This is a genomic window from Streptomyces sp. NPDC104581 (assembly GCF_055583685.1).
On sequence record NZ_JBVJNN010000045.1, the window covers coordinates 1 to 26,690 of the forward strand.

The window sequence follows — 26,690 nt, forward strand, 5'->3', positions numbered from 1 at the left end:
CTGTTGGTTTCGCCCCTCTCCCTGCTCCCCCCCCCCCCCCCCCCCTCCCCTTCTTCCCCCCCCCCCCCCCCCCCCCCCCCCCCCCCCCCCCCCCCCCGCCACTCCCGCCGTGCCGCGCCCACCCCGCCGGCGGCGCGGTGGCCCGTGGCGGGCCACGGATCCTCCGTGGCCCGCCACGGGCGTTTCGCGCGCCGCCCGCGCCCGTTCGCGTACCAGTGCGCCCCCGCTCCCGGTGCCCTCGCCCGCCCGCGCCCGTTTCCGCGCTCCGGCGGCCCGCATGTCCGGCATGTGTCGGGCGCGCTTCGTACGTGGGCCGTACATGTTTCCGTGCCCGTTTCGCTGACCGTTTTGGGGGGTCGGACGGGACGCAGCTCACGTTTAGACGGCCGCCGCACGGGAGTCCGCCCACCGCTTCGGGCGCCGTTCGGGCAGTGATCAGCGTCAATCGGGCGCCGAACCGGGCGCGGGAGGGGGTTACCCCCCGTATCACCTGCACATACGCTGATGGGGAAACGGGCATGAACGGTCACAGTCAAAGGGGCGAAGAGCCTGGTCGAGCCGGGTCTCTTGCTTGTACAAACGACCCATGAGCCCGAACGGGTGCTGAGCCCCAGCAGAGCAGGGATGTGTGTGTCGTGGACACGGACGAACGCCGACGAGAAATTCTTGAGATCGCCCGACGTGACGGGTCGGTGGAAGTCACCGCGCTGGCCACGAAGTTGAGCGTGGCCAAGGAGACCGTCCGGCGCGACCTGCACGCACTGGAGGAGCACGGCCTCGTACGCCGCACCCACGGCGGTGCCTACCCCGTCGAGAGCGCCGGCTACGAGACCACTCTCGCGGTGCGGACCACCCGCCTCGTACCGCAGAAGGGCCGGATCGCGGCAGCCGCGGCCGATCTCATCGGCGACGCCGAGACGGTCTTCATCGACGAGGGCTTCACCCCCCAGCTCGTCGCCGAGGCCCTGCCCCGGGACCGTCCGCTGACCGTCGTCACCGCCTCGCTGGCGGTTGCCAACGGACTGGCCGACGCGGACAAGATCGCCGTCCTGCTGCTCGGCGGCCGGGTGCGCGGCGGCACCCTCGCGACCGTCGACCACTGGGCGACGCGGATGCTCGCCGACTTCGTCATCGACCTGGCGTACGTCGGCGCGAACGGCATCTCGCGCGAGTACGGGCTGACCACCCCCGACCCGGCCGTCAGCGAGGTGAAGGCCCAGGCCATGCGCAGCGCGCGCCGCAAGGTGTTCGCCGGTATCCACACCAAGTTCGGCGCCGTCAGCTTCTGCCGGTTCGCCGATGTCGGCGACTTCGAGACGATCGTCACCGACGTCGGACTCCCCTCGGCGGAGGCGCAGCGCTACTCGCTGCTCGGCCCCCAGGTCATCCGCGTCTGACCCGCCGCTCCCGCTCCCGGACCCCCGCCGTACCGGCCAGGGGGCGGGACCGGTACGGCCCGACGACGCCCCCCTGATTTCCGCCCCCACTCTCGATCCCTCAGCTCGACCCCCCAGCCACCAGCAGTTCCGATACCGAATGATCAGGAGAAACTCATGCCCCTCCAGCAGCGACGACGTGGAATAGGCGTACGTGTGGGCGCGGGAGCGGCCTTGACGGCACTCCTCGCCGGGTGCAGCGGTGCCGGCGGCACCGGCTCGGACGGCGGTGACACGCTCAACGTGCTGATGGTGAACAACCCGCAGATGGTCGAGCTCCAGAAGCTGACCGCCGACAACTTCACCAAGGACACCGGCATCAAGGTCAACTTCACGGTGCTCCCGGAGAACGACGTCCGCGACAAGATCAGCCAGGACTTCTCCAACCAGGCCGGCCAGTACGACGTCGCGACCATCAGCAACTTCGAGGTGCCCTTCTTCGCGAAGAACGGCTGGCTGCACACGCTCGACGAGTACGCGGAGAAGGACAAGGCGTTCGACCAGGGCGACATCCTCAAGCCGCTCCAGGAGTCGCTGACGGCCGAGGACGGCAAGCTCTACGGCCAGCCGTTCTACGGCGAGTCCTCCTTCCTGATGTACCGCAAGGACATCTTCGAGAAGGAGAACCTGAAGATGCCCGCCAACCCCACCTGGCAGGAGGTCGCCGACCTCGCCGCCAAGACGGACGGCGCCGAGAAGGGCATGAAGGGCATCTGTCTGCGCGGTCTGCCGGGCTGGGGCGAGGTCATCGCCCCGCTGACGACCGTCGTCAACACGATGGGCGGCACCTGGTTCACCGAGGACTGGGAGGCGCAGCTGACGTCGCCCGAGTTCAAGAAGGCCACCAAGTTCTACGTCGACCTCGTGCGCGAGCACGGCGAGGCGGGCGCCCCGCAGGCCGGCTACGCCGAGTGCCTCAACAACATGACGCAGGGCAAGACCTCCATGTGGTACGACGCCACGGCGGGCGCGGGCTCGCTGGAGGCCAAGGACTCCCCGGTCAAGGGCAAGATCGGCTACGTGCCGGCGCCCGTCGACCAGACGGACAGCTCCGGCTGGCTCTACACCTGGGCCTGGGGCATGCAGAAGGCGTCCAACAACACCGACAACGCCTGGAAGTTCATCTCCTGGGCGTCCAGCAAGGAGTACGAGGAGCTCGTCGGCGAGAAGATCGGCTGGTCCAACGTCCCGGCCGGCAAGCGCGCTTCGACCTACACCAACCCGGACTACCGCAAGGAGGCCGCCGCGTTCGCCGATGTGACGTCGGAGGCGATCTCCAGCGCCAACCCGCGTGACCCCGGCACCCAGCCCCGCCCGACCGTCGGTATCCAGTTCGTCGGCATCCCCGAGTTCACCGACCTCGGCACCAAGGTCTCCCAGGAGATCAGCGGGGCCATCGCGGGACGCCAGTCCGTCGACGAGGCCCTGGAGGCTTCGCAGAAGCTGGCCGAGAAGGTCGCCGAGGAGTACCGGTGAGCACTTCCGTCAGCGCGGCGCCGCCGCCGGTCCCGCCGGACCCGTCCCCGTCGGCCAAGTCCCGCCCACCGGCGGGGCCCCGGCCCGGACGGGCCCGCGCCTGGGCCACCCGTGCCCCCCTTCTGCCGGCCCTGATCTTCCTGATCGCCGTCACCCAACTGCCCTTCGTGGCAACGCTGTTCATCTCGCTCTTCGACTGGAACTCGCTCAACCCGGACGCCCGCAGCTTCTCCGGCTTGTCCAACTACGGCTCCGTGTTCAGCGACGCGGACCTGCGTGACTCGGTCTTCACGACGATGCTGCTCACCGCCACCGTCGTGATCGCCAGCGTGGTGCTCGGACTGCTGCTCGCCCTGCTGCTCGACCGCAAGTTCATGGGCCGGGGCTTCGTCCGTACGCTGCTCATCACGCCGTTCCTGCTGGTGCCCGTCTCGGCGGCGCTGCTGTGGAAGCACGTGCTCTACAACCCCGAGTACGGCCTGCTGAACGGTGGTTGGGCCTGGTTCACCGGACTGTTCGGCGTCGAGGACCCGTCGCAGCCCGACTGGATCTCGGACATGCCGCTGCTCGCCGTCGAGGCCTCCCTCGTCTGGCAGTGGACGCCGTTCATGATGCTCATCCTGCTGGCCGGGCTCCAGAGCAGGCCGCTGGACATGATGGAGGCGGCGCGCCTCGACGGCGCCAACGCCTGGCAGATGTTCGCCTTCCTGACCCTGCCGCATCTGCGCCGCTACCTCGAACTCGGCGTCCTGCTCGGCTCGATCTACATCGTGCAGAACTTCGACGCGGTGTTCACCATCACCGCGGGCGGACTCGGCACCGCCAACCTCCCCTACACCATCTACCAGACCTTCTACCAGGCTCACGAGTACGGACTGGCCTCCGCGGCAGGCGTGGTCGTCGTGATCGGCACCATCGTGATCGCGACCTTCGCCCTGCGCGTCGTCTCGTCCCTCTTCAGTGAGGAGGCGAAGCGCGCATGAGCACACTCTCCGCACCGAAGACCGCCGACGGCCCCGGCAGGACCTCCACCTCCGCCCAGCGGCAGGACAAGTACGGCCCCGCCGCCCGGCGCGCCAAACGGCGCTCCACCGCGCTGGGTCTGCTGGCCTGGGTGATCGGCGTCGTCTTCTGCTTCCCCGCGCTGTGGATGCTGCTGACGTCCCTGCACTCGGAGTCGGACGCGGCGACCAACCCGCCGTCCCTCACCGCGCCGCTGACCTTCGACAACTTCAGCTCGTTCTTCGGCGCCGAGGGCGGGGCGAGCCCCTGGCCGCCGCTCATCAACTCGGTGACGGCGTCGGTGTTCTCCACCCTGTTCGTCCTCGTGCTGGCGCTGCCGGCGGCGTACGCGCTGTCCATCAAGCCCGTCCGCAAATGGACGGACGTGATGTTCTTCTTCCTCTCCACGAAGATGCTGCCGGTGGTCGCCGGACTGCTGCCGGTCTACCTCTTCGCGAAGAACGTGGGGATGCTGGACAACATCTGGCTGCTCGTCATCCTCTACACCTCGATGAACCTGCCGATCGCGGTCTGGATGATGCAGTCCTTCCTCGCCGACGTGCCGGTCTCCATCATCGAGGCCGCGCAGGTGGACGGCGCCAGGCTGCCCACCGTCCTGATGCGGGTCGTCGCGCCCGTCGCCGCACCCGGCATCGCCGCGACGGCGCTGATCTGCTTCATCTTCAGCTGGAACGAACTGCTCTTCGCCCGGGTCCTGACCGGCGTCACAGCTCAGACAGCGCCCGTCTTCCTGACCGGATTCGTCACCAGCCAGGGCCTCTTCCTCGCCCAGCTGTGCGCCGCTTCCGTCGTCGTGTCACTGCCGGTGCTCGCCGCCGGCTTCGCCGCCCAGGACAAGCTCGTCCAGGGCCTTTCTCTTGGAGCCGTCAAATGAGGGCAGCGATCGTCGAGGGTGTCGGCAGGGTGTCCGTCACCACGGTCCCCGATCCGACCCCGGGCCCGCGCGACGTCGTCGTGTCCGTCGCCGCGTGCGGCATCTGCGGTACCGATCTGCACATCCTCCAGGGCGAGTTCGCGCCGACCCTGCCGATCCTGCCGGGCCACGAGTTCGCCGGCGAGGTCGTGGGCCTCGGCGCCGAGGTCACGGAGCTCGCGGTGGGCGACAAGGTCGCCGTCGACCCGTCCCTGTACTGCCACGAGTGCCGTTACTGCCGGGCCGGCCGCGGCAACCTCTGCGACCGGTGGAACGCGATCGGGGTCTCCGTGCCCGGCGGCGCCGCCGAGTTCGCCGTCGCGCCCGTGGCCAACTGCGTCAAACTGCCCGACCACGTGGACGTGCGGGACGCGGCGCTCATCGAGCCGCTGTCGTGCGCCGTACGCGGCTACGACGTGCTGAGCAGCACGCTCGGCGCCGAGGTGCTGATCTACGGCTCGGGCACGATGGGTCTGATGATGCTGGAGCTGGCCAAGCGCACCGGGGCCGCCGGCGTCGACATGCTGGACGTCAACCCCGAGCGGCTGGCCACCGCGTCCAAGCTCGGCTGCTCACGGGCCGCCGCCTCCGCGGAGGAGTTCGAGCGGCCCGGCGGCTGGGACGTGGTCATCGACGCGACCGGCAACGCGGGCGCCATCCAGGACGGCCTCGGCCGGGTGGCCAAGGGAGGAACGTTCCTTCAGTTCGGCGTCTCGGACTACGCGACGAAGGCCGTCATCGAGCCGTACAAGATCTACAACCAGGAGATCACCATCACCGGCTCGATGGCGGTGCTGCACAGCTACGAGCGGGCCGCCGCGCTGTTCGCCACCGGGGTCCTCGACCCCGCGGTGTTCATCAGCGACCGGCTGCCGCTGGAGCAGTACCCCCAGGCCATCGAGCGGTTCAAGGCGGGCCAGGGCCGCAAGATCGTGGTGGAGCCGTGAGCGGAGCACCCGGCGCGGCACCGGGCCCCGAACCGGGCTCGGGCGCCGTCCTGGTGCTGGGCGAGGCGCTGATCGACCTGGTGCCGACGGCCGGCGACGAGGAGGCGCACCGGGCCCAGCCCGGCGGCGCCCCCGCGAACGTGGCCACCGGACTGGCCCGGCTCTCCACGCCGAGCTGGTTCGCCGGCGCCCTCGGAAACGACGGGTTCGCCCGGTCGATCGAGCGGAGGCTGGTCTCGGCGGGAGTCGAGCTCGGCCTCTGCGCCCGACCGGACCTCCCCACGGCGCTCGCCGTCGCGGACCCCGGCCCCGAGGGCACCGGCTACCACTTCCACCTCCAGCACACGGCGACCTTCCAGCTGCCGGGCCGTACGGACGTGGAGCGCTTCGCCGCCGTGTACGTCGGCGGTCTCGCCGCCGTCGTCGAACCCGCGGCCTCGGCCGTGGTGACGACGGCCCGCGCCGCGGCCGCCGGCGGCCCGCTGCTGGTGGTGGACCCCAACGTGCGCGAGGACCGCACGCTCGACGCGCGGGGCGGCGCGGCGAAGCTGCGCGAGCTGTGCGAGCTGGGCCAGGTCGTCAAGGCCAGCGACGAGGACCTGGCGCGCCTGTGGCCGGACTCGACGCCGGAGGAGACCTGCCGCAGGCTCGCCGCCGGCGGCCGGCTGGTCGTCCTGACCCGGGGATCGCGGGGCAGCACGGCCTACGCCGGCTCGGCCGAACCGGTGTCCGTGCCCGCCGTGCCCGTCGAGGTGGTCAACACCATCGGCGCGGGTGACGCCTTCATGGCGGCGATGATCACCTGGATGGTCTCGGACGGTCTCCACCAGGCCCCGGGAGTAAGGGAGTTCACCCCCGCACAAGCCCTGGAGATGCTGGGCTTCGCCTCGCGGGTGGCGGCCTCCGTGGTCGCCCAGGCGGGTACGGAGCCGTCGCTCCCGGAGGCCCACGTCTGACACATCATCAGTTGTGGGTCCCCTGCTCCCGTCCCCGGCAACGGCGTCGACCGCTGCCGGGGACGGGTGCGTCCGGCCGCCCGGGCTACTGCTTCCGTGCCGCCGACTCGCGGATGATCTCCGCGTACCGGTGTCCGCTGGACTTGATCGTCCGCCGCTGCGACGCGTAGTCGACGTGGACGAGGCCGAACCGCTTGTCATAGCCGTACGCCCACTCGAAGTTGTCCAGCAGCGACCACGCGAAGTACCCGGCGAGCGGCACCCCCTTGCGCACCGCACGCGCGCAGGCGGCCAGATGCTCCTCCAGATAGCGCGTGCGCTCCGGGTCGTCGACCGTGCCGTCGTCCCGCAGCACGTCCGGGTAGGCCGAGCCGTTCTCGGTGACGTACACGCGCTGCGCGCCGTACTCCCCGGTCAGCCGCACGAGCAGCTCCTCCAGGCCGTCCGCGTGCACCTCCCAGTCCATGGCCGTGTGGCGCACGCCCGGCAGATAGACCTGCTTGGCGTAGGGCGCGGGCCCGGCCGGGTCGTCGGCGACGACCTGGCGGAAGTAGTAGTTCAGCCCCAGCCAGTCCAGCGGCGCGGCGATGGTCTCCGGATCGCCCGGGCGCTCGGGCAGATCCACCCCGTACAGGTCGAGCATGTCCTGCGGGTAGCCGCGCCCGTGGACCGGGTCCAGCCACCAGCGGTTGATGTGACCGTCGGCCCGTACGGCCGCCGCCCGGTCCGCCTCGCGGTCGGTGGCCGCCTCGATGGGGCTGAGGTTGTTGACGATGCCGACACGGGCGTCGGAGGACGCCGCGCGGATGGCCTGGACGGCGAGACCGTGACCGAGGTGCAGATGGTACGAGGCGTGCACCGCGGCCTTGATGTCGGTGAGCCCCGGCGCCATCCTGCCCTCCAGATGGCCGATCCACGCGGAGCACAGCGGCTCGTTGAGGGTCGCCCAGTCCTTGACCCGGTCGCCCAGACGCGCGGCGACGACGGAGGCGTAGTCGGCGAAGTACTCGGCGGTCTCGCGGGCCGGCCAGCCGCCGCGGTCCTGGAGCGTCTGGGGGAGATCCCAGTGGTAGAGCGTGGCGAAGGGGGCGATGCCCGCTTCCAGCAGGCTGTCCACCAGCCGGTCGTAGAAGTCGATCCCCGCCTCGTTCACCGGCCCGTTCCCCCCGGGCACGACGCGCGGCCAGGCGAGCGAGAAGCGGTACGAGCCGACGCCGAGCCGCTTCATCAGGCCGATGTCCTCGGGCACCCGGTGGTAGTGGTCGCAGGCGATGTCCCCGGTGTCGCCGTTGTCGACCTTGCCGGGGGTGTGCGAGAAGGTGTCCCAGATCGAGGGCGAGCGGCCGTCCTCGGCGACCGCGCCCTCGATCTGGTAGGCGGCGGTGGCCACGCCCCAGAGGAAATCGCGAGGGAGGGCGTTGAGGTCGTTCACTGACTGCCTTTCCGCAGAAGCCGGTTGGGGAATTGTTTGACGAGGTGTCACCTGGCGCGACGTCACTTCACCGCTCCCGCCGTCAGACCGGCGACGAGATAGCGCTGGAGAAGCAGGAACCCGGCGACGACGGGCACGCTGACGACCAGTGACGCCGCCATGATCTGGTTCCAGTAGACGTCGTTCTGAGTGGCGTAGCCCTGGAGCCCGACGGCGAGTGTGCGGGTCTCGTCGTTCGTCATCACGGACGCGAAGAGCACCTCTCCCCAGGCCGTCATGAACGCGTAGACCGACACGGCCACGATGCCGGGGATCGCGGCCGGTACGACCACCCGGAACAGGGCGCCGAACGGACCGCAGCCGTCCACCATCGCCGCCTCGTCCAGATCCCTCGGAATGGAGTCGAAGTATCCGATCAGCATCCAGATGGAGAAGGGCAGCGAGAACGTCAGATAGGTGAGGATGAGCCCGCCCCGCGAGCCGTACAGGGCGACGCCCGTGCTGTTGCCGATGTTGACGAAGATCAGGAACAGCGGGAGCAGGAAGAGGATGCCCGGGAACATCTGGGTGGAGAGCACCGTGACGGTGAAGACGCGTTTGCCCCTGAACCGGTAGCGGCTCACGGCGTACGCGGAGAACACGGCGATCGTCACCGACAGCACCGTCGCCGCGCCCGCCACGATCAGCGAGTTCACGAAGTAGTGCGCGAGCGGGACGGTGTCCCAGATGTCGAAGTACGGACGGATGGTGATCTCCGACGGGATCCACTGGAACTTGCCCGTCACGTCCTCCAGCGGCTTCAGCGAACTGCTGACCATCACATAGACGGGCAGCAGCGCGAAGGCGGTGAGGAGCGTCAGGATGATCCGGCGGGTCCAGAGGAAGGACGCCGGCGGAGCGAGGGGGGATCTGGCCTTCCCGGCCAGGGCCTTAGACGGCACCGGAGCCCTTCCTTCCGCGCGAGGTGGCCACCAGGTAGACCGCCGTCACCAGCAGCAGGAAGAGCAGCAGCAGGACGGACATCGCCGAGCCCGTACCGAAGTTCCAGGTGACGAACGACGACTGGTAGATATGGATCGAGATCAGGTTCGCCGCCTCGGGCGCCGAGTCGCCGAACAGCACGTACGGCGTGTTGAAGTCGTTGAACGTCCACAGGAACAGCACCAGCACCAGCACCTGGTTGACCGGCCGCAGCGACGGCAGGGTGATCTTGCGGATCTGCTGCCAGATGCCCGCGCCGTCGATGGACGCCGCCTCGTACAGCTCGCGCGGGATGTTCTGGAGCCCGGCCATCAGCATGAGGAACGCGAACGGCCAGGACTTCCAGACCGCGACGACGACGAGCGCGATGAAGCTGTTGTCCCCGATCAGCCAGAAGGACGGCTCGTCGGTGAGGCCGAGCTGATCGTGCAGCACGTGGTTGATGATGCCGTTGTCGCGCTGGAACATGAACGCCCAGGTGATGACGGCGGCGTACACGGGCAGCGCGTACGGCGTGAGGAAGACGGCCCGCAGCAGACCCCGGCCGCGGAAGTTCTCCTGGAGCATGATCGCCGCGGCCGTGCCGAACAGCCAGGAGAGGCCGACCGTGATGACGGTGAAGAGACAGGTGACGTAGAAGGAGTGGAGCAGCGCCTCGCCGAGCGGGGCGTCGAAGTCGACGACGATCTTGTAGTTGTCGAGCGCCCGCCACGGCGCCCGGTCCCAGTTGTTGATGTAGAACTGGGTCAGCTCGCGGAAGCTCATGACGATCCCGATCACCATCGGGACGATGTGCACGAGCAGTTCGAGCAGGACGGCGGGGAGCAGCAGCAGATAGGGCAGCCCGCCGTGGCGGATCCGGTCGGGGACACGCGGCAGACGCCGCCGCCGCGCACCCCCGTCGCCCCGGTCCGCACCGCTGCCCGTCTCGCGTACGGGGGGAGTCACGGTGGACGTCATGGGCGGTGCCTCACTGCTGCATCTGCTGCTGGGCCTTGTCCAGCCGCTTCTTGACGGACTCGGTCGTCACGGGGGTCCCTGAGGCGGCGTCCGCCCACAGGTCCTTGACCGCGGTCCCGACGGCGGTCTCGAACTGCGACTCCTCGGGCACCTGGGGGAGCGGCGCCGCGCTGCCCGCGAGGGTGTCGCGCAGGACCTTCAGATCGGGCGCGGCGAACGCCGGGTCGGTCTGGGCCGCGGCGACGGGCGGGATCGATCCGTAGGTCTTGTTGAGGAGCTTCTGCTCGGCGTCGCTCGTCATGAACTTGACGAACTTCCTGGCACCGTCGATGTTCTTGGTGTTCTTGAAGACGGCGATGTTGATACCGGCGACCATGGAGTTGACCTGCTTGCCGGCGCCGGGCGCGCCGGACGGTACGGGTACGGGCGCCGCGCCCCAGTCCTCGGGCTTCATGCCCTGCGAGGCGAACGTCGACGCCGCGGCCTGCCACAGCACCATCGCGGTCCTGCCCTTGGCGAAGTCGGTCAGCGACTGGTTCTGGGCGTACTCCGCGTTGCCCGGCGCGATGATCTTGTCCTTGGCCATGAAGTCGACGTACTGCTTCACGGCCGCCACATTGCCGTCGGTGGTGAAGGTCGGCTTGCCCGACGCGTCGAAGAAGTCGGCGCCGTGCTGCTGGCTGAGCGCGAACACCTGGTGGATGTTGTTCGACAGGTTGCCGCCCTCGGCCCCCAGTGCCCACTTGCCGTCCTTGGACAGCTTCTCGCCGTCGGCGACCAGTTCGTCCCAGGTGGCGGGCGGCCCGTCGATACCGGCGTCCGCGAACATCTGCTTGTTGTAGTAGAGCGCGTAGGCGAGGGAGTACAGCGGTACGGCCGCCGGGGGCTGGCCCTCCGCGCCGGCGGAGGCGACCGCCGAGTCGACGAACCGGTCCCGGCCGCCTATCGCCTCGAAGTTCTTGTCGTCCCACGGCAGCAGCGCGCCGGTCGCCTGGAGGGACGCCGACCAGGTGTTGCCGATGTTCAGTACGTCGGGGCCCTGGCCGGACGTGGTGGCGGCGAGGATCCGGGTGAGCAGATCGGACCACGGCACCACTTCGAGCTTGACCTTGATCCCCGTCTCCTTCTCGAACTTCTTCAGTTCGGGAGTGAGGATCTTCTTGTCGGCCTCGATGTTGGGGCCCTGGTTGGACGCCCAGTAGGTCAGGGTCTTCGGCGAGTCGTTGCTGCCGCCCTCGTCGGTCGACGTTCCGCCGCCGCATCCGGTGACGGTGGCGGCGAGCGCGGTGGTGAGGGTGATGACTGCTGCGGCTCTGATTCGGCGCATGGGACTGCCCCTTTCCGGGGTGGCCGCGTTCGAGAGTCGAACGCTGCCTCACGGCTTAATTTATGTCGTGATTTAAGAGGTGAGAGAAGGTCGCGTCAAGGTCTGGGACCGGGGTATGTTGCCCCCTGGGAAGGAGCACCATGGCCGAGCGGGACAGAAGAACAGTGCGTGACCTGCGCAGGGGCAACCGGGCGAGGGTGTTGCAACGGTTGTATTTCGACGGACCCCTGAGCCGTCAGGAGCTGGGCCCCGCCACCGGACTGAGTTCAGGTTCCATCAGCAACGTCGTCACCGAACTCGCCGCCGAACGCCTTCTGGAGGAGGCCGGAGTGGTCGACTCCGACGGCGGTCGGCCGCGCACGCTGCTGCGCGTCGCCCCCGGCGGCGCGCTCCTCATCGGCATCGACATCGGGGAGACCCGCGTCCGTGTCGAACTCTTCGACCTGTCCCTGACCGAACTCGCCCGCACCGAGAGGCTGCTGGCCCAGCACGGCCACGACGTCGAACGCATCGTCGCGCACGTGCGCACCGGCGTCGCCCATGTCCTGCGCGACGCCGGGGCCGACCCGCGTGAACTCCTCGGCATCGGCATCGGCGTCCCCGGCATCATCGAACGCGACGGTCCCGAGGGCGCGGTCGTCCACGGACAGACCATGGGCTGGAGCGCGGTGCCCTTCGAGAAACTGCTGCGGGCCGCCGTCGACATACCCGCCGAGGTCCCGCTCCTCATCGACAACGGCGCCAAGACGCTGGGCCAGGCGGAGATGTGGTTCGGCGGCGGGCGGGGCGCCGGTACCGCGGCGATCGCGCTCATCGGCTCGGGTGTCGGCGCCAGCGTGATTCACGGAGGCGAAGGCGGCACGCTCGACGAGAACCAGCGCAGCAGCGCGCTCGAATGGGGCCACACCACCGTGCAGATGCGCGGCAGGCGCTGCCGCTGTGGTTCCATCGGCTGCCTGGAGGCGTACGCGGGCGCGGAGGCGATGCGCGAGCGGTGGCAGGAGGCCGGAGGGCCGCTGCCCGCCGGCGCGGACGACGAGACGGCCCTCGCGGCCCTGCTGGCCGCCGCCTTCCCGCCGCCGGGCGGGGCGGCGCCGGACCCGGTCGCGGTGGAACTGCTCGACGAGACCGCGGAGTGCCTCGGGGCCGCGGTCGCCGACCTGATCAACCTGTTCCTGCCGGAGCGGGTGCTCCTCGGCGGATGGGCGGGTCTGCTGATCGGGCCGCACCTGCTGCCGGACATCCGGCGCTACGCCCGCGAGTACGCGCTGCGGCACACCGCGGGGCGGGCGACGGTGGAGATGGGGCGGCTCGGTCCGGACGCGGTGACGGTCGGCGCGGCGACGCTGCCGCTGACGGACTTCCTCGCGCGTGGCGGCACGCGCCCGCTGCCGTCGGCCCCGGACACGGACCCACCCCCACGATGGGCCCGAACCCCGGCGTAGGCGCGGGCGCCCACGACTGTTCGGCCGGGGATGCCGAGGCCAGGGGCCGTCCTCGATCGCCGGCCAGATCAAGGCGTCCGGCGATTGCGGACAAGACCTCGGGACGTGGGGCCGGTTCTCGCCTGGGCGGGGGTGCCGCGACTCGCCAGGGCCGAGTGCGCACGACCCCGGGCCGTCCGGCGATCGAGGACAGGGCCGGACTGCGGGGCCCGGCTGTCGCGGGCCGGGGTGCGCCAAGAACCGGCCCGTCCGGCGATCGAGGACGGAATCCGGCCGGTCAGGCGGAGGCGCGGAGCACCAGCGTGGGTTCGAAGATCACCGATGTCACCGGCCGCTCCGGCCGGGCCAGACGATCCAGCAGCAGCCGCGCCATCTCCGCCGCCATGTCCTCCACCGGCTGCCGCACCGTCGTCAGCGGCGGCCTGCACGCCGCCGCCGCGCGGCTGTCGTCGAAGCCGATCACCGCGACATCCTCCGGCACCCGCCGCCCGAGCTCCCGCAGCACCCGGCACGCGCCGACCGCCATCAGGTCGTTGGCCGCGAACACCCCGTCCAGGTCCGGCTGTTCCGCGAGCAGCCGCTCCATCGCCGACGCGCCGCTCTCCTCGGTGAACTCGCCCTCCGCCACGGGGACGTACGGATGCCCCTGCCGGGCCATCGTGTCCCGGAAGCCCGCCAGCCGGTCCTGCCCCGCCGGCAGGTCCAGCGGCCCCGCGATCGTGACGATCCGCCGGCAGCCGCGGGTGAGCAGACGCTCGGCGGCCAGCCGGGCGCCGTCCTGGTGGGCGAGGTCGACGTAACTGATCCGTACGGGGCGGGCCGGGCGCGCGTACAGCACGGCGGGCAGACCCGCGTCGGTGATGAGCGCGGGCAGCGGGTCCCCGGCGTGTGTCGAGACGACCAGGGCGCCGTCCGCGCTGCCCTGACGGAGGTACGACACCACCTCGTCCCGCGCCTGCGAGGTCTCGGCGAACATCAGCACCGGGTGAATCCCGCGCGGGCGGAGGAAGTTGACGACGCCCGTCACCACCCGCCCGAAGAACGGGTCGGCGAACACGTCCGTCATGAAGGAGCCCGCGCCCCCGTCGGACCCGGCTCCGTCGGCGCTCTCACGACCGCCGCCCCCACCCCCGCTCCCCGCCGTCGCGGCGACCGGCGGCGGATCGTCGCCCGCGCCGGAGACCACCAGGGCGACCGAGTCGGCCTTGCGGGTGACGAGCGAGCGGGCGGCGCGGTTCGGTGTGTACCCGGTGACGGCCACCGCGTCCCGTACCGCCGCCTGGATCACCGGGTCGACGTTGCGTACGCCGTTGATGACGCGTGAGACGGTGGCGCGCGAGACCCCGGCCGCCTTGGCGACGTCCTCCAGCGTGGGCGCGCCGGCCGCTCGTGAATCCTCCGTCATGAGCGCATTTATAGCATCAGCGGAGAGCGCTCTCCATCGACGCGTCCGGTGCGACCGGCCCGGTCGGCGCCACCGTGACCGTCGTACACAGCGGCAGCACTCCCGCCGAGGGGCCCGCCAGGAGCGTGAACGCCCCCGGCTCCGTCTCCCAGCGCCCGCCCTCCGCCGACCAGTGCGACAGGGCCCGCGCCGCCAGGCGTACCGTCGCCACGGCCTCCCCGCCCGGTTCGGCCTCCACCGCCGCGTAACCCGCGAGTGCCCGCACCGGCCGGTCGACTTCCGTGTCCGTCCTGGCCACGTAGACCTGGACGACCTCACGCCCCCGGCGCGGGCCGGTGTTCCGGAGCCGTACGCGTACGTCGACACCCTCCCCGTCCCCGTCCCCGTTCCCGGCGCCGACGACGACGACGACGGAAGGCGCCTCCATCCCCTCGTAGGCCCACGTCGTGTAGCCGAGCCCGTGCCCGAACCAGTACGCGGGCTCCGTCCCGGCGCGCAGCCAGGCGCGGTGGCCGATGTGGACGCCCTCCTCGTAAGGAAGGCGCCCCTGGCGCGGCCGGGTGTCGAGCACCGGGACGTCCTCCTCGGCCAGCGCCCAGGTCGTCGGCAGCCGTCCTCCGGGCTCCGCGTGGCCGAACAGCACGTCGGCCAGGCCGTGTCCGGCCTCCTGGCCGGGGAACCAGGCGAGGAGCAGCGCGGGCACCTCGCGGTGCCAGGGCAGCGTGACCGGGCCGCCCGAGTTCACCAGCACCACCGTGCGCGGGTTCGCGCGGGCCACCGCCCGTACGAGCGCGTCCTGCCCCTCGGGCAGTTCCAGCGACTCGCGGTCGCGGCCCTCGGACTCGCTCTCCTCCGTCGTGCCCACCACGACCACCGCGACATCGGCGGCCCGCGCGGCGGCCACGGCGGCGGCGAGCGCCGCCGCCGCGTCACCCGGCGGCGGCGCGGCGGCGAGCAGGGTCGCCACCCCTGTCCCGGCGTCCAGCCGTCGCCGCGCGACCACCTCCGACTCGACGCCCTCCGTCAACTCGGCCTGTGCACACCGGTAGGGCGGGGACACATGGACGCGGGTCGGGTCGTCGCTGTCGAGCGGGAACTCGTCCGACAGCAGCGTCCGGCCGTCGACGGACAGGGAGACGAGGCCCCAGCCGCCCACCCCGAGCGTCCAACTCCCGCTCCGCGCGGGACTGACGAGCGCCCGGATCTCCACGGTGACGGCGCCCGCGACCCGGGCCGGTTCCACGATGCGGCCCGACAGGCGGTGTTCGGCGTGCAGTTCGGCCCCGTCGGCGTCCAGCAGGCGTACGAGGACGCCCGGTTCGCCGCTGCGCGGATTCCGCGTCCGGTCCGGGGCGAGCGGCCGGGGGAGGGAACACGGCGGCAGGCCGGGCGTGTACGTCACCTCGGCCCGGCCGCCGGCACCACCGCCCGCACGGGCGCCGCGCACCGCCGTGTCGATCCCCTCCAGCGGGGTGACCACGGACGACGGGAACACCTCCGCGCTGCCGCCCCCCTGGATCCGCACGGCCGTCGCCTGCGGGCCGATGACGGCGACGCGGCCGGGCCGGGCCGGATCCAGCGGCAGCACGCCCCCCTCGTTGCGCAGCAGGACCGTGCCGGCGGCGACGGCCCGCCGCAGCAGGGCCCGTTCACCGTTCGGCGGGGGCGACGGCCGCCGGACCGGGGCCGGTTCGCCGAGCGCCCCCACGCGCCGGGCGAGCCGCAGCAGCCGCCCCACCTTGTCGTCGATCAGCGCCTCGTCGATCAGGCCCGCCGTCACGGCGTCGAGCAGCCCGGCCGCCCAGGGACTCTCCGGTCCCGGCATGGCGAGGTCCTGGCCCGAGCGCGCGGTGCCGAGCAGCGAGCGCACCGCCCCCCAGTCGGAGACGACGAGCCCGTCGAAGCCCCAGCCGCCCCGGACCGGCCCGCTCCCCGGCATTGGCCCCTCCCCCTTCAGGGGCCACTCCAGCAGCGGACTCGCCGACATGGTGGCGCCGTTGACCTTGTTGTACGCGGACATCACCGCCCAGACCCCGGCCCCGACCGCCGCCTCGAACGGTACGAGATACAGCTCGCGCAGCGCCCGCTCGCCCACCCGCACGTCGACGTGGAGCCGGTCGGTCTCCGCGTCGTTGGCCACGAAGTGCTTGGCCGTGGCCGCGACACCGCCCTCCTGCACGCCCTTGACGAACGCGACGCCGACGCGCGCGGTCAGCAGCGGGTCCTCGGAGAAGCATTCGAAGTGCCGCCCGCCGAGCGGTGACCGGTGCAGATTGAGGGTGGGGGCGAGGAGCACCTGAACACCCTTGCGGCGTGCCTCGGCGGCCAGCAGCCCGCCGAGGTCGCGCACCAACTCCTCGTCCCAGGAGGCCGCGAGGGCGGTCGGGGACGGCAGGACGAGCGAGGTCCGCCGTTCGTCCCAGGTCTCGCCTCGTACTCCGGCGGGCCCGTCGGACATCGTGAGAGGGCGCAGCCCGACGGCCGGTTCGGCGTACGTACGCCAATTGCTGGCGCCCGTCAGCAGACGGACCTTCTGCCCGATGTCGAGCTTCTCCAGCAGTCGCCCGGTCTCGTCCTCGGCCATGCTGCCCCCTTCAATGCTGGTGGAGAGCGCTCTCCCATTGGCTCGCCCAAGACTCTCCGGAGGGTGCGGGAGCTGTCAATGCCGGGCTCCGGCCCCCGGCGACGCACGGCGGGCGCACGGACGCGGCGCGGGCGACCGATGTGAGCCCTTGTCATTGCACATGCGACTGGCCTAAGTTGACCGATTGCGACGTGTCCCAGACGTCCTTACCAGTCAGTGGGGGAGCCGAGATCATGGCCGCAACCGGTCGGCACCGCAGATACCAGCCGAGCCGTATCAACCGAGCTTCGCTCACCGTCACGGCGGGCGGTGCGGGCATCGCCCTGCCACTCATCGGGGCGGGCACGGTGAACGCGGCCCCTGTGGAGACATGGGAGAAGGTCGCGGCCTGCGAGTCCACGAACAACTGGCAGATCAACACCGGCAACGGCTACTACGGCGGGCTCCAGTTCAGCCAGTCCACGTGGGAGGCGTTCGGCGGCGGGCAGTACGCGCCGCGCGCCGACCTCGCCACCCGGGATCAGCAGATCGCGGTCGCCGAGAAGGTCCTCAAGGGCCAGGGGCCCCGGGCGTGGCCCCACTGCTCGGTCAAGGCCGGCCTCACCCGGGGTGGCGACGCCCCCGACGTGTCACCGGCCACGGCGCGCGACACGGTCAAGAGCACCCCCCGGAGCGATCCGAAGAAGGCCGCGTCACCCACCTCGGTGCCCACCGAGCGCGAGGGATACACCGTGGCGGGCGGCGACTCGCTCTCCGGGATCGCCGCCGCCGAGGGGCTGCGCGGCGGCTGGCAGCGGCTGTACGAGGAGAACCGCAAGGTCATCGGCGGCGATCCCGATCTGATCTTCCCCGGCCAGAAACTGGTCCTGCACGTGCCGGCCCCGGCGAAGGACAAGCCGGCCGCCGAGGCGCCCGCTCCTCCCAAGAAGGAGGAGCGGAAGCCGGCCGAGCGGAAGGCGCAGCCGCCCAAGCAGGCGGAGAAGCCCGAGTCGAAGCCCCGGGCGGAGAAGCCCAAGGAACAGCCCGAGAAGCGGCAGGTCTCGAAGCCGAAGACGGCGGAGAAGCCGAAGCAGTCCTCCGGCTACAGCGCGCCCGTCAGCGCGGGCACCGGCACCCCGTACCGCAAGGCCGGTTCCTGGGCGAGCGGCTACCACACGGGCGTCGACTTCCCCGTCCCCACCGGCACGTCCGTGAAGGCCGTCGCGGGCGGCACGGTCGTCTCGGCGGGCTGGGAGGGCTCGTACGGCTACCAGGTCGTGATCCGGCACGCGGACGGCAAGTACAGCCAGTACGCGCACCTGTCCGCGCTCAACGTGCGTGACGGTCAGAAGGTGAACGCGGGCCAGCGCATCGCCCGCTCAGGATCGACCGGAAACAGTACGGGACCGCATCTCCACTTCGAGATGCGTACGGGGCCGGGCTACGGCTCCGACATCGACCCCATCTCCTACCTGCGGGCGGGCGGCGTCCGGATCTGAGCGGACCGTCCGCCGCACGGTGTGCCGCACCGCCTTGTGCCGCGGCTCATGCGTCCCCTTGGCGGAGGTCAGGTGCCACGGCGGCCGGTGGTCCGGCCCGGCGTGGTGGTGGTGCGCGGCCGTCGCCCCGGCGTTCCCGGGGCCGCCCGCCGCCACCCACTCGGCGGGCTCCGCGCCGGCCGGTATCTCGTCGAGGGCGGCGGCCGTCTGTGCCGCGAGCCGCTCCGTCGTCAGCAGGACCAGTCCGCCGGCGGTCAGCACACCGAAGCCCAGGGCCAGCAGGGCGCCGGTGAGCCCGTACCGGAATCCCTCGCCGAAGAGGGTGAGCCCGACGGCGGCGGCGACCACCGGATTCACGACCGTGACCGTGGCCAGCGGGGCGGCGAGGCCCGCACCTCGGTAGGAGGCCTGCGAGAGCAGCAGACCGGCCGCCGCGAGGCCCGCGATCACCAGCAGGCTCGGCACCTGACCGCTGAACGTGCCCTCGGTCCAGTTGACGGCGACGGTCTTGGTGAAGACCGAGGCGATACCGAAGGCGATACCGGCCGACGCGGCCAGCAGCACACTGCGCACGGCCGGGCGGCGCACGGCCTGCGCGATCAGGAACAGCAGTGCCACCGCGCCCACGGTCGCGCCCGCCACCACCATGCGCTCGCCCGAACCCAGCGAGTGCGATCCCGCGGAGCCGGTCAGCGCGAGCAGCCCGGCCAGTCCGAGGGTCGCCATGAGCGCGCCGCGCCAGGCGGCGGCCCCCGCCTTGCGGTGGACGAAGACGGCCGCCATCGGCAGCGCGAAGACGATCGTCAGCGCGCCGAGGGGCTGTACGAGGCTCAGGGGGCCGTACGCCAGGGCGACGACGTGAAGCAGCGCACCGACACCGTTCAGCGCCACAGCGGCCCACCACACCCCGTGATGGAGGGGTGCGTAGGGCCGGGCGGGCGTGGCTGCCGCGACGCGCTCCTGGAGGATCGCCCCGGCCGCGTACGCGACCGCGGAGACCAGTGACAGCAGCACGGACAGCGCGAGTGCACTCATACATCCACGATCTCTCGCCTGGTGCGAATAGTCGTCGTCCTGAAGACGGCATTACGGCGTACTGCTGTAGTAGTACGCCGGGAGGGCCGCGGTCATTCCCGCGGTGGTGGCCCCGGCCCAGGGGTGGAGACACCGGGTGGAGACACCGGCCGGGATCGCCGCCGCGATCCGGGCACCCGGCGTGACCACCGGACGTTACGGAAAGTGACAGAAGGCGACGATCAAGGGGGAGTGCGGATGGATCTCGCGGAGGTGGGATCGGTGGGCGGGTTCTTCGCCCTGCGGACGGAAGCGGACGCCGGGCCGGCCGGGCCGGGCGCGCACGGCCGCGCGTACGTTCCGTTCGCACGGATCTACGCGGGCGACACCGCCCCGCTCTCGGCGCGCGTCGACAGGGTCGCGGCGAAGCTCGGCGCGCCCGAGCGCCGGATCGCCGCGTCCGTCGCGCAGCTCGGGCTCGCGGCCCGGCTCTGGTCGATCGCCCTGGGTTCCGCCGCGCTGCACGGCGCCGTCCCGGACCTGGACCCCGCGCGGCTGCTCTGGGATCCGCTCGCCTCCTCGCCCGACGATCTCCTGCTGCCCGGCCCCCGTCCCTTCCCCGCCACCGACGGTGTCGCGGAGGACGCGGGCGCACCCGTGGACGAACGGGCGGCCCCGGCCGACCTCGCGGCGGCCGTGCGGGACGTGGTCCAGTACGGCCATCTCGTCCCCCTCGGAGCGGCCCTGCGCGCCGACGGCCGGATCTCCTCCGGTCTGCTGTGGGGCAACGCCGGCTCCGCGCTGGCCGGCGCCGTACGCGAACTCGGCGCCTGGAGCCGCCGGTCCGGCCGGCCCGAAGCGGGCCGGCGGGCCGCCGCCATCGGCGCCGCCCTCTTCACCCACCCCGACCTGAGCGGCACCGGCGTCTCGCGGAGCGGATCCTTCCGGCGCCGGAGCTGCTGCCTCTACTACCGTTGCCCTTCCGGCGGCCTGTGCGGGGACTGTGTCTTCGACCGGCCACCGCTGCGCCCTTCCGCATGAGAGGTTTCCGGGTGACCATGACAGTCCTGAGTTCGACGGGCGACGGGGGTATGGCGTGAAGGTCGGGCTGCTGACCCGGGAGTACCCGCCGGACGTGTACGGAGGCGCGGGCGTCCATGTGGAGTTCCTGGCGCGCGAGTTGCGTGAGCTGACCGACCTCGGTGTGCACTGCTGGGGTGAGCGGGACGGCGGTGACCAGGAGCCGGTCCCGGGTGTCGTACGGCACCGGGCCGCGCCCGGACTGGAAGGCGCCAACGACGCGCTGCGCACCTTCTCCGTCGATCTCGCGATGGCCGCCGCCGTGCGGGGCAGCGACCTGGTGCACTCGCACACCTGGTACGCCGCGCTGGCCGGCCATGTCTCCAAGATGCTCTACGGCATCCCGCACGTGATGACCGCCCACTCGCTGGAGCCGCTGCGTCCCTGGAAGGCCGAGCAGCTCGGCGGCGGATACGCGCTGTCGGGCTGGGCCGAACGCTCGGCGATAGAGGCCGCGGACGCCGTCGTCGCCGTCTCGCACGGGATGCGCGCCGACATCCTCGGCTGCTACCCCTCACTCGACCCGGACCGGGTGCGGGTGATCCACAACGGGATCGACACCCGCCTCTACCACCCGGACCCCGGCACCGACGTGCTGGCGAGGATCGGCATCGACCCCGGCCGCCCCTTCGTCCTGTTCGTCGGCCGCATCACCCGGCAGAAGGGCGTCCCGCACCTGCTGCGCGCGGCCCGCGCGCTCGATCCCGAGGCACAGCTCGTGCTCTGCGCGGGGGCGCCCGACACACCGGAGATCGAGGCCGAGTTCCGGGAGCTGGTGGGCGAACTGAGCGGCAGCCGCGACGGCGTGTTCTGGATCCCCGAGATGCTGCCGCGCCCCGATGTGGTCCAACTGCTCAGCCACGCGGCCGCGTTCGTCTGCCCCTCGGTGTACGAACCGCTTGGCATCGTCAATCTGGAGGCCATGGCCTGCGGCACCGCGGTCGTCGCCTCGGCCGTCGGCGGTATCCCGGAGGTCGTCGACGACGGGAGCACGGGCCTGCTGGTGCCCTACGACGAGCGGCACCCCGAGGACTTCGAGTCGGCCCTCACCGAGGCGCTCAACCGGGTCCTGGACGATCCGGAGTCGGCCGCGGCGATGGGCGCGGCCGGCAGGGACCGCGCGGTGCGCGAGTTCGGCTGGGACCGGGTGGCCAGGCGTACGTACGAGGTGTACGAGGAGCTGCTCAAGTCCTGATACCAGGGTAGACGGATCGGGACGACCGGTAGAGGGTCGCGGACAGAAGGAGCGGCGATGCGTGGTGGACCTTCGGTCCTCGGGATCGTGCTGGCGGGCGGAGAAGGCAAGCGGCTGATGCCGCTGACGGCCGACCGCGCGAAACCGGCGGTGACCTTCGGCGGTACGTACCGCCTGGTGGATTTCGTCCTGTCGAATCTCGTCAACGGCGACATCATGCGCAACTGCGTGCTGACGCAGTACAAGTCGCACTCACTGGACCGCCATGTCAGCGTCACCTGGCGGATGTCCAGTCTGCTCGGGAACTACGTCACGCCGGTCCCCGCCCAGCAGCGGCTCGGACCGCGCTGGTACCTCGGCAGCGCCGACGCGATTCTCCAGTCCCTCAATCTCGTCCACGACGAACAGCCCGACTACATCGCGGTGTTCGGCGCCGACCACGTGTACCGCATGGACCCCCGGCAGATGCTGGAGCGCCACATCGAGAGCGGCGCCGGGGTCACCGTCGCCGGTATCAGGGTGCCGCGCGCCGAGGCTTCGTCGTTCGGGGTCATCACGCCGGGATCCGACGGCACCAGTGTCGACCGGTTCCAGGAGAAGCCCACGGACGCGCCGGGACTGCCGGGCGATCCCGACCGTGTCTTCGCCTCGATGGGCAACTACCTCTTCACCACCAAGATCCTGGTGGACGCGCTGCACCGGGACGCCGAGGACCCGGCCTCGGTCCACGACATGGGCGGTTCGATCCTGCCGATGCTCACCGAGCAGGGCATGGCGCAGGTCTACGACTTCGACGACAACCACGTGCCGGGGGAGACCCCGCGCGAGCACGGCTACTGGCGGGACGTGGGCACGCTCGACTCGTACTACGACGCGCACATGGATCTCATCTCGCCCCAGCCGGAGTTCAACCTCGACAACCGGCGCTGGCCCATCTACACGCACACCGGTCAGCTGCCTCCCGCGCGCTTCGTCGCCGGCGGTATCGCGGGCGAGTCCATCGTGGGCCCCGGCTGTGTCATCCGGGGCCAGGTGACCCGCTCGGTCCTGTCGCCCGGCGTGGTGGTCGAGGAGGGCGCCGTCGTGCAGGGGTCGGTGCTCCACGACAACGTACGGGTGGGCCGGGGCGCGGTCGTGCGCGGCTCCATCCTCGACAAGAACGTGGACGTCCCGCCCGGCGCCACGATCGGCGTCAATCCCGGGCGGGACGAGGAGCTGTACACGGTCTCCAAGAACGGGGTCATCGCCCTCGGCAAGGGCCAACCGGTCCTCTAGGCCGGCCGTGTCCGGCCAACCCGTCCTCCATGAAAACGTCCTTCGGGCCGGGCCCGGTCCTCACCCCGCGTGCCGGACGGTTCCGTCCGTTCCGTCCGGCACGTGAACGGCCCGGCCCCCTCACACCATCCGGCGCCGCCTGCCCAGCCACGTCTGGGCGATCACCACCACCGCCAGGAACGCCCCGCTGACGACCTGCTGGTACGCCGAGTCGAGCGAACCGATCTGGTTGATGACGTTCTGGATGACCTTCAGCAGCAGCACGCCCACCAGTGAGCCGCTGATGAAGCCGAAGCCGCCGGTCAGCAGCGTGCCGCCGATGACGACGGCCGCGATCGCCTCCAGCTCCATACCGGTGCCGAGGATCGTGACGCCCGAGACCAGCCAGGCCGCGTTCAGCGCGCCCGCCAGCCCGGCGCACAGGCCCGAGAGCGTGTAGACGGCGATCTTCGTACGGGCCACCGGCGCGCCCATCAGGGCCGCCGCGTCCTCGTTGCCGCCGACCGCGTACACGTACTGGCCGAACCGGCTGCGCCGCAGCATCACGGCGCCCGCGACGAACAGCACCGCCGTGATCCACACCGGCACACCGACACCGAGCAGCTTCTCCTGGCCGAGGCTCGCGAAGAACGACTTCTCGTCCACCAGATAGGTGTTGGAGCCCTCGTCGGTGATCGCCAGCAGGATGCCGCGGGCGGCCAGCATCGCCGCGAGGGTGACGATGAACGGCGCGAGCCGGGCCTTCGCGATCAGCAGGCCGTTGACCAGGCCGATCAGACCGCAGACGGCGAGCGGCAGGAGCAGCGCGACCGCCGTGCCGTACTGCGAACCCCAGGCGCCGAGCACCCCGCCGAGCGCGAACAGCGAACCGACGGACAGATCGATCCCGCCGGTGATGATCACGAAGGTCATGCCGAGGGCGACGATCGCCAGGAACGCCGACGAGACCGCCATGTTCTCCAGGTTGTCGCCGGTCAGGAAGGTGTCGAAGCCGATCGACGCGCCGATGGCGACGAGCAGCAGTGTGACGAGCGCGCCGTGCTGCTGGGCGAGCGCGCTGAGCCGCTCGGCCCGGCTCGCGCCGAGCGGCGCCTCGTCGGACGGGTCCTTGGCGGGGGAGGGGCCGGTGCCCGTGGCGCGGGCCGGACGCTCCGTGTGGGTGTGGGTCATCGCTTTCCCCGTTCGCGAGCCGCGTAGACCGCGAGCACGATCACCACGGCCTGGGCGATCTGCGTCCAGGAGGGCGGCAGATCGTGCTTGATGAGCGTCGCCGTCAGCAGCTGGATCAGTACGGCACCCGCCACCGTGCCGCCGATCCGGATCCGGCCGCCGCTCAGCGGGGTGCCGCCGACGACCACCGCGGTGATCGCGGACAGCTCCATCAGGGTGCCGAGCGAGGTCGGATCGCTGGCCTGGAGCCTGGCGGTGGCGAGCACACCGGCGATCGCGGCGAGCACGCCCGCGATGACGTAGACGACGATCAGCACACGGCGCACCGGCAGCCCGGCGAGCTGCGCGGCGGGCCGGCTGTCGCCGATCGCGAGGAGCTGGCGGCCGAAGGTCGTACGGCGCACGGTGAATCCGACGGCGAGTGCCAGGGCGGCGGCGATCAGCACGAGATACGGGATGCCGAACAGATCACCCGAGCCGAGCGCGGACATGCCCGGGTCCCGTACGTCCTTGAGCTGCGGCAGCAGGACGAGGGCGATCCCGCGTCCCGCGACCATCAACGCCAGTGTCGCGACGATGGGCTGGACGCCGATGAACGCGATGAGCGAGCCGTTGGCGAGTCCGATGACGGCGCCGCCGATCATCGCGACGATCAGCGCGATCCATGGCCCGTACCCCAGGTACAGCGACAGCAGGGAGGTCGAGAGAGCCATCACGGAGCCCACCGACAGGTCGACGCCCTCGCTGCCGATGGCCAGCGCCATGCCCAGCGCGACGATCAGCACCGGTGCCACCTGCACGGCCTGGGTACGGAAGTTCTCCGTCGACAGGAAGTGCGGCGTCAGCGCGATGTTGACCAGCAGCAGGACGGCGACGCCCGCGTACACCCCGTAGTCCTGGAGCAGGCGCAGCAGCCGTGCGCGGTCGACGGGGGCGCCCTTCAGGGCGAGTTCAGTCATGGTCCCTCTCCCCTCCTGAGGAGGTCGTGTCGGCCGTTACGGGGGCGGGGGCGGACTCCTCGGCCACCGGCGCGGAGCCGGGAGCCACGATCGCGGCGGCGTCGGGAGCGACCGTCTTGAGCGCCGCGTCCGACTCCGGGGCCGCCGCGATGGCCTCCAGCAGCCGGTCCTGGGTGACGTCGTCCCCGGTCAGCTCCGCCACGACGGCGCCGTCCTTGAGGACCACCACCCGGTCCGACCCCTCGACCAGCTCCTCCATGTCGGAGGAGATCAGCAGCACCCCGAGCCCCTCGTCGGCGAGTTCGTCGATCAGGCCCTGGACCTCGGCCTTGGCGCCGACATCGATGCCACGGGTCGGTTCGTCCAGCAGCAGCACCTTCGGCTGCATCGCCAGCCAGCGGGCCAGCAGCACCTTCTGCTGATTGCCGCCGGACAGCTCGCCGACCTTCTGGTGCGGCCCCGACGCCTTGATCCGCAGCCGCTTCATGAAGGTGTCCACGATCCTGTCGACCCTGGTGTCGTCGACCAGACCGAACCGGGAGAGACCCGGCAGCGCCGCCAGCGCGATGTTCTCCCGCACCGAGAGGCCGGGGACGATGCCCTCGGCCTTGCGGTCCTCCGGCAGCAGGCTGATACCGGCCCGGATGGCGGCGGGTGTGGAGCCCGTACGTACGGCGGAGCCCGCCACCACCACCTTCCCGGAGTCCGGGGGCAGCGCGCCCGCGATGGCCTTCGCCGTCTCGCTGCGGCCCGAGCCGAGCAGCCCGCCGAGGCCCACGACCTCGCCGGGCCGCACCTCGACCGAGACCCCGTGCAGCGTATGACGGACCGTCAGATCCTGTGCGCTGAGCACCGGTTCACGGCCGGCGTGATGGTCCCCGGTGAACTTGGTGACCCCTTCGCTGCTCACCTCGCCCATCTCCCGCCCGAGCATCAGCGACACCAGCCGCAGCCGGTCCAGCTCCGCGATCGGCCCCGTGTGGACGAGCCTGCCGTCCCGCAGGACCGTGACCTTGTCGCAGACCTCGTACAGCTCGTCCAGCCGGTGGCTCACGTACACCACCGCGATGCCGCGCTCCTTGAGCATCCTGATCACGCCGAACAGGGTGCGCACCTCGCGCGGTTCGAGCGACGACGTCGGCTCGTCCATGATGACCACGCGCGCGTCGACGGAGACCGCCCTGGCGAGCGCCACCATCTGCTGCGCGCCGACGCCGAGCGTCCGCAGCGGACGCCTGACGTCGACCCGGAGCCCGAGCGAGCGCAGCGCCTCGTCGGCCTCGCCGTGCATCCGGCGGAAGTCGATCAGGCCGAACCTGTTCCGGGGCTCGCGCCCCAGGAACAGATTGCGCGCCACGCTCATCAGCGGGACGAGATTGACCTCCTGGTAGATCGTGGAGATCCCGGCGTGCTGCGCCTCCAGAGGGGTCTGGAAGCGCACGGGAGCGCCCGCGTGGACGATCTCGCCCTCGTCGGGCTGGTACACACCGGTGAGCACCTTGATGAGGGTGGACTTCCCGGCGCCGTTCTCGCCGATGAGCGCGTGGACCTCGCCCGGAAGGGCGGCGAAGTCCACGCCGTCGAGCGCGCGTGCGCCCGGGAACGTCTTGGTCAGACCGGTGACCGACAGCACG

General features: G+C 71.3%; 21 protein-coding genes. 11 read left to right on the forward strand and 10 right to left on the reverse strand.

Features of this window, described 5'->3' with window-relative positions; all coding sequences use genetic code 11:
• Positions 1 to 635 precede the first annotated feature (635 nt).
• The 6 genes from ACZ61E_RS27540 to ACZ61E_RS27565 all read left to right on the forward strand — a co-directional run bounded on the left by ACZ61E_RS27540 (position 636) and on the right by ACZ61E_RS27565 (position 6,751).
• The gene (locus ACZ61E_RS27540; RefSeq protein WP_469702598.1) at positions 636 to 1,397 is read left to right on the forward strand and encodes a DeoR/GlpR family DNA-binding transcription regulator; all 762 of its coding nucleotides are present in this window, start codon (positions 636 to 638) and stop codon (positions 1,395 to 1,397) included.
• A gap of 156 nt (positions 1,398 to 1,553) precedes the next feature.
• The gene (locus ACZ61E_RS27545; RefSeq protein ID WP_469702599.1) at positions 1,554 to 2,912 is read left to right on the forward strand and encodes an ABC transporter substrate-binding protein; all 1,359 of its coding nucleotides are present in this window, start codon (positions 1,554 to 1,556) and stop codon (positions 2,910 to 2,912) included.
• Complete coding sequence (locus tag ACZ61E_RS27550) at positions 2,909 to 3,895, forward strand: carbohydrate ABC transporter permease (RefSeq protein ID WP_469702601.1); 987 nt, start codon at positions 2,909 to 2,911, stop codon at positions 3,893 to 3,895. The genes ACZ61E_RS27545 and ACZ61E_RS27550 overlap by 4 nt, the downstream gene beginning before the upstream one ends.
• Positions 3,892 to 4,809: a carbohydrate ABC transporter permease gene (locus tag ACZ61E_RS27555; protein WP_469702603.1), complete on the forward strand. Its 918-nt coding sequence runs from the start codon at positions 3,892 to 3,894 to the stop codon at positions 4,807 to 4,809. Before ACZ61E_RS27550 ends, ACZ61E_RS27555 begins: the two co-directional genes overlap by 4 nt.
• Complete coding sequence (locus ACZ61E_RS27560) at positions 4,806 to 5,795, forward strand: zinc-dependent alcohol dehydrogenase family protein (protein WP_469702604.1); 990 nt, start codon at positions 4,806 to 4,808, stop codon at positions 5,793 to 5,795. The genes ACZ61E_RS27555 and ACZ61E_RS27560 overlap by 4 nt, the downstream gene beginning before the upstream one ends.
• Positions 5,792 to 6,751: a PfkB family carbohydrate kinase gene (locus ACZ61E_RS27565; RefSeq protein ID WP_469702606.1), complete on the forward strand. Its 960-nt coding sequence runs from the start codon at positions 5,792 to 5,794 to the stop codon at positions 6,749 to 6,751. The genes ACZ61E_RS27560 and ACZ61E_RS27565 overlap by 4 nt, the downstream gene beginning before the upstream one ends.
• 85 nt (positions 6,752 to 6,836) lie before the next feature.
• Here ACZ61E_RS27565 and ACZ61E_RS27570 read toward each other — a convergent pair whose 3' ends face one another.
• From ACZ61E_RS27570 to ACZ61E_RS27585, 4 genes are all read right to left on the reverse strand, one after another.
• On the reverse strand, positions 6,837 to 8,183 hold the full coding sequence (locus ACZ61E_RS27570; RefSeq protein ID WP_469702608.1) for a GH1 family beta-glucosidase: 1,347 nt from the start codon (positions 8,181 to 8,183) through the stop codon (positions 6,837 to 6,839).
• A gap of 62 nt (positions 8,184 to 8,245) precedes the next feature.
• Positions 8,246 to 9,124 carry a carbohydrate ABC transporter permease gene (locus ACZ61E_RS27575; RefSeq protein WP_469702609.1) on the reverse strand — a complete coding sequence of 293 codons (879 nt, stop codon included), beginning with the start codon at positions 9,122 to 9,124 and terminating at the stop codon, positions 8,246 to 8,248.
• Positions 9,114 to 10,124 carry a carbohydrate ABC transporter permease gene (locus ACZ61E_RS27580; RefSeq protein ID WP_469702611.1) on the reverse strand — a complete coding sequence of 337 codons (1,011 nt, stop codon included), beginning with the start codon at positions 10,122 to 10,124 and terminating at the stop codon, positions 9,114 to 9,116. Before ACZ61E_RS27580 ends, ACZ61E_RS27575 begins: the two co-directional genes overlap by 11 nt.
• A gap of 10 nt (positions 10,125 to 10,134) precedes the next feature.
• Positions 10,135 to 11,451 carry a sugar ABC transporter substrate-binding protein gene (locus ACZ61E_RS27585; protein WP_469702613.1) on the reverse strand — a complete coding sequence of 439 codons (1,317 nt, stop codon included), beginning with the start codon at positions 11,449 to 11,451 and terminating at the stop codon, positions 10,135 to 10,137.
• Between the two features lie 140 nt (positions 11,452 to 11,591).
• Here ACZ61E_RS27585 and ACZ61E_RS27590 point away from each other — a divergent pair, with 140 nt between their 5' ends.
• Positions 11,592 to 12,896: an ROK family transcriptional regulator gene (locus ACZ61E_RS27590; protein WP_469702614.1), complete on the forward strand. Its 1,305-nt coding sequence runs from the start codon at positions 11,592 to 11,594 to the stop codon at positions 12,894 to 12,896.
• A 277-nt stretch (positions 12,897 to 13,173) separates the two neighbouring features.
• On the opposite strand, the gene ACZ61E_RS27595 is transcribed toward ACZ61E_RS27590, so the two are convergent.
• Together ACZ61E_RS27595 and ACZ61E_RS27600 are read right to left on the reverse strand one after the other, a co-directional pair.
• Positions 13,174 to 14,301, reverse strand: a complete 1,128-nt coding sequence (locus ACZ61E_RS27595; RefSeq protein ID WP_469702616.1) for a LacI family DNA-binding transcriptional regulator — start codon at positions 14,299 to 14,301, stop codon at positions 13,174 to 13,176.
• 16 nt (positions 14,302 to 14,317) lie between these two features.
• Positions 14,318 to 16,885 carry a glycoside hydrolase family 3 C-terminal domain-containing protein gene (locus ACZ61E_RS27600; RefSeq protein WP_469702618.1) on the reverse strand — a complete coding sequence of 856 codons (2,568 nt, stop codon included), beginning with the start codon at positions 16,883 to 16,885 and terminating at the stop codon, positions 14,318 to 14,320.
• A 233-nt stretch (positions 16,886 to 17,118) separates the two neighbouring features.
• Between ACZ61E_RS27600 and ACZ61E_RS27605 the strand changes: the two genes are divergently transcribed.
• Positions 17,119 to 18,363: a transglycosylase family protein gene (locus tag ACZ61E_RS27605; RefSeq protein WP_469702620.1), complete on the forward strand. Its 1,245-nt coding sequence runs from the start codon at positions 17,119 to 17,121 to the stop codon at positions 18,361 to 18,363.
• Here ACZ61E_RS27605 and ACZ61E_RS27610 read toward each other — a convergent pair.
• Positions 18,244 to 19,398, reverse strand: a complete 1,155-nt coding sequence (locus ACZ61E_RS27610) for a DMT family transporter (RefSeq protein ID WP_469702622.1) — start codon at positions 19,396 to 19,398, stop codon at positions 18,244 to 18,246. The genes ACZ61E_RS27605 and ACZ61E_RS27610 overlap by 120 nt on opposite strands.
• A 237-nt stretch (positions 19,399 to 19,635) precedes the next feature.
• Here ACZ61E_RS27610 and ACZ61E_RS27615 point away from each other — a divergent pair, with 237 nt between their 5' ends.
• From ACZ61E_RS27615 to glgC, 3 genes are read left to right on the forward strand one after another with little or no spacing between them, the layout of a single operon-like run.
• Entirely contained in the window at positions 19,636 to 20,418 is a 783-nt protein-coding gene (locus tag ACZ61E_RS27615; protein WP_469702624.1) for a (2Fe-2S)-binding protein, read from the forward strand.
• Between the two features lie 55 nt (positions 20,419 to 20,473).
• Positions 20,474 to 21,652: a glycogen synthase gene (gene glgA, locus ACZ61E_RS27620; protein ID WP_469702626.1), complete on the forward strand. Its 1,179-nt coding sequence runs from the start codon at positions 20,474 to 20,476 to the stop codon at positions 21,650 to 21,652.
• A gap of 57 nt (positions 21,653 to 21,709) precedes the next feature.
• Positions 21,710 to 22,927: a glucose-1-phosphate adenylyltransferase gene (gene glgC, locus ACZ61E_RS27625; protein WP_469702628.1), complete on the forward strand. Its 1,218-nt coding sequence runs from the start codon at positions 21,710 to 21,712 to the stop codon at positions 22,925 to 22,927.
• Between the two features lie 120 nt (positions 22,928 to 23,047).
• Here the strand turns inward: glgC and ACZ61E_RS27630 are convergent, their stop codons facing one another.
• From ACZ61E_RS27630 to ACZ61E_RS27640, 3 genes are read right to left on the reverse strand one after another with little or no spacing between them, the layout of a single operon-like run.
• Positions 23,048 to 24,097 carry an ABC transporter permease gene (locus tag ACZ61E_RS27630; RefSeq protein WP_469702629.1) on the reverse strand — a complete coding sequence of 350 codons (1,050 nt, stop codon included), beginning with the start codon at positions 24,095 to 24,097 and terminating at the stop codon, positions 23,048 to 23,050.
• Entirely contained in the window at positions 24,094 to 25,056 is a 963-nt protein-coding gene (locus ACZ61E_RS27635; protein WP_469702631.1) for an ABC transporter permease, read from the reverse strand. The genes ACZ61E_RS27630 and ACZ61E_RS27635 overlap by 4 nt, the downstream gene beginning before the upstream one ends.
• Positions 25,049 to 26,689 carry a sugar ABC transporter ATP-binding protein gene (locus tag ACZ61E_RS27640; RefSeq protein WP_469702633.1) on the reverse strand — a complete coding sequence of 547 codons (1,641 nt, stop codon included), beginning with the start codon at positions 26,687 to 26,689 and terminating at the stop codon, positions 25,049 to 25,051. Before ACZ61E_RS27640 ends, ACZ61E_RS27635 begins: the two co-directional genes overlap by 8 nt.
• Between the last annotated feature and the right edge of the window lies 1 nt (position 26,690).